Here is a 1,919-nt window from a genome sequence, read left to right as displayed (position 1 = left end):
GCCCGGCCGGGCCGGGAAAGCACTACGGGCCACGGCGCCGACACGGGACCCTCAACCCATGCGGCACCGCAGCCCGGAGCTGTCGTCGGAGGTTTCCCGGCCGGGAGTTGTGCGGGACTCCCGGCGGGCGGCCTCCGACCTGGAGTGCCACGCGCGGTCAGGGCAGTGTGCGCGGGGCCTCTCCTTGGTGCGTTTCCCATTGTGGACTAGACCAATCCGGGTTGTCCAGGGGGTCGCCCATATTGGTCTGGACAACATCGCGGGGAGCCCGGTCCGGCCGATTTCGTTAGGCTCGCCCTGTGCCCTCGCTGAACGAACTCGTCCGCCGCCACACCACCCTCACCGGTGCCGACGTGGAGTGGCTGCACCTGCTGGTCTCGGAGTGGCAGCTGCTCTCCGACCTGTCCTTCGCCGACCTGGTCCTGTGGATCCCCACCTGGGACGGCATCCGGTACGTCTCGGTCGCCCAGATGCGGCCCAACACCGGGCCGACCTCCTACCAGGACGACATGGTCGGCCACCTGGTGCCGCGCGGCCGGCGCCCGCTGCTGGACGCGGCCTTCGACGAGGGCCGGATCGTGCGCGAGGGCGACCCGGAGTGGCGCGAGGAGGTGCCCGTCCGGGTCGAGTCGATCCCGGTGCGCCGCGAGGGGCGGGTGCTGGGCGTGATCGCCCGCAACACCAACCTGCTGACCGTGCGCACCCCCAGCCGGCTGGAGCTCACCTACCTGCAGAGCGCCTCCGACCTGGCCCAGATGATCGCTGCCGGAACGTTTCCCTACCCGGCCGAGCAGACCGACATGGACGCCGCCCCCCGGGTCGGCGACGGCCTGATCCGCCTGGACGCCGAGGGCGTGGTCACCTACGCCAGCCCCAACGCGCTCTCCGCCTACCACCGGCTCGGCCTCACCACCGATCTCGTGGGCAGTCATCTCGGTCGCGCCACCGCCGAGTTGGCGCCGCCCTCGCGCTCGGCCGTGCACGAGGCACTGGTGAAGATGGCCAGCGGCTGGGCGCCCCGGCAGACCGAGGTGGAGGCCCAGGGCGGAGTGGTCACCATCCGGTCCATCCCGCTGAAGCCCAAGGGCACCCCGACCGGCTCGCTGGTGCTCTGCCGCGACGTCACCGAGCTGCGCCGCCGCGACCGCGAGCTGATGACCAAGGACGCCACCATCCGGGAGATCCACCACCGGGTGAAGAACAACCTGCAGACCGTGGCCGCGCTGCTGCGGCTGCAGTCCCGCCGGATGGACTCGGACGCCGGCCGGGCCGCGCTCGACGAGGCGGTCCGCCGGGTCGGCTCGATCGCGATCGTGCACGAGACGCTCTCGCAGACCCTGGACGAGCAGGTCGCCTTCGACGAGATCGCCGACCGGGTGCTGGCGATGGTGCTGGAGCTCTCCCAGGACGGCCTGGTCGCCACCAAGCGCACCGGCAGCTTCGGCATCCTCTCCGCCGAGGTCGCCACGCCGCTCGCGATGGTCCTCACCGAACTGCTGCAGAACGCGCTGGAGCACGCGTTCGGGCCGAAGTCCGGCGGGAGCCTGGAGGTGAGCGCGCTGCGCGGGCGGGCGCCGGCCACCGGGATGGGCTGGTCGGAGAGCTGGAACGGCGGGGTGAAGCCGGAGGAGTACCTGCTGATCACCGTCCAGGACGACGGCCGGGGGATGCCCGAGGGCTTCGACCCGCAGCAGGCCGGAAACCTCGGCCTGCAGATCGTCCGGACCCTGGCCACCGGTGAGCTCGGCGGCACCTTCGACATGGTCGCGGCGCCCGGCGGCGGCACCAAGGTCGTGCTGGAGATCCCGGTGAAGTGAGGGCCGGTCACGCCGCCCCGCGCCCGGGGGGGGGGGGGTGGGTTATACACATAAGACGCGGGCGACGGTTGTGGGTGTGTAGTTCTCGGTGGGCGGGGGAGG

Annotated in this window: 1 protein-coding gene; it reads left to right on the top strand. The window is 72.0% G+C overall.

Going from position 1 to position 1,919, the window contains the following annotated elements; genetic code table 11:
* Positions 1 to 299: 299 nt before the first annotated feature.
* Positions 300 to 1,817 carry a sensor histidine kinase gene (locus ACFV0G_RS38855; RefSeq protein ID WP_380558472.1) on the top strand — a complete coding sequence of 506 codons (1,518 nt, stop codon included), beginning with the start codon at positions 300 to 302 and terminating at the stop codon, positions 1,815 to 1,817.
* Positions 1,818 to 1,919: the final 102 nt, after the last annotated feature.

Origin of the sequence: Kitasatospora sp. NPDC059571, from assembly GCF_042735675.1 — a bacterium.
GTDB lineage: Bacteria > Actinomycetota > Actinomycetes > Streptomycetales > Streptomycetaceae > Kitasatospora.
The sequence above is the reverse complement of the archived record's forward strand: the minus strand, read 5'-3'. Positions and strand labels throughout refer to the sequence as shown.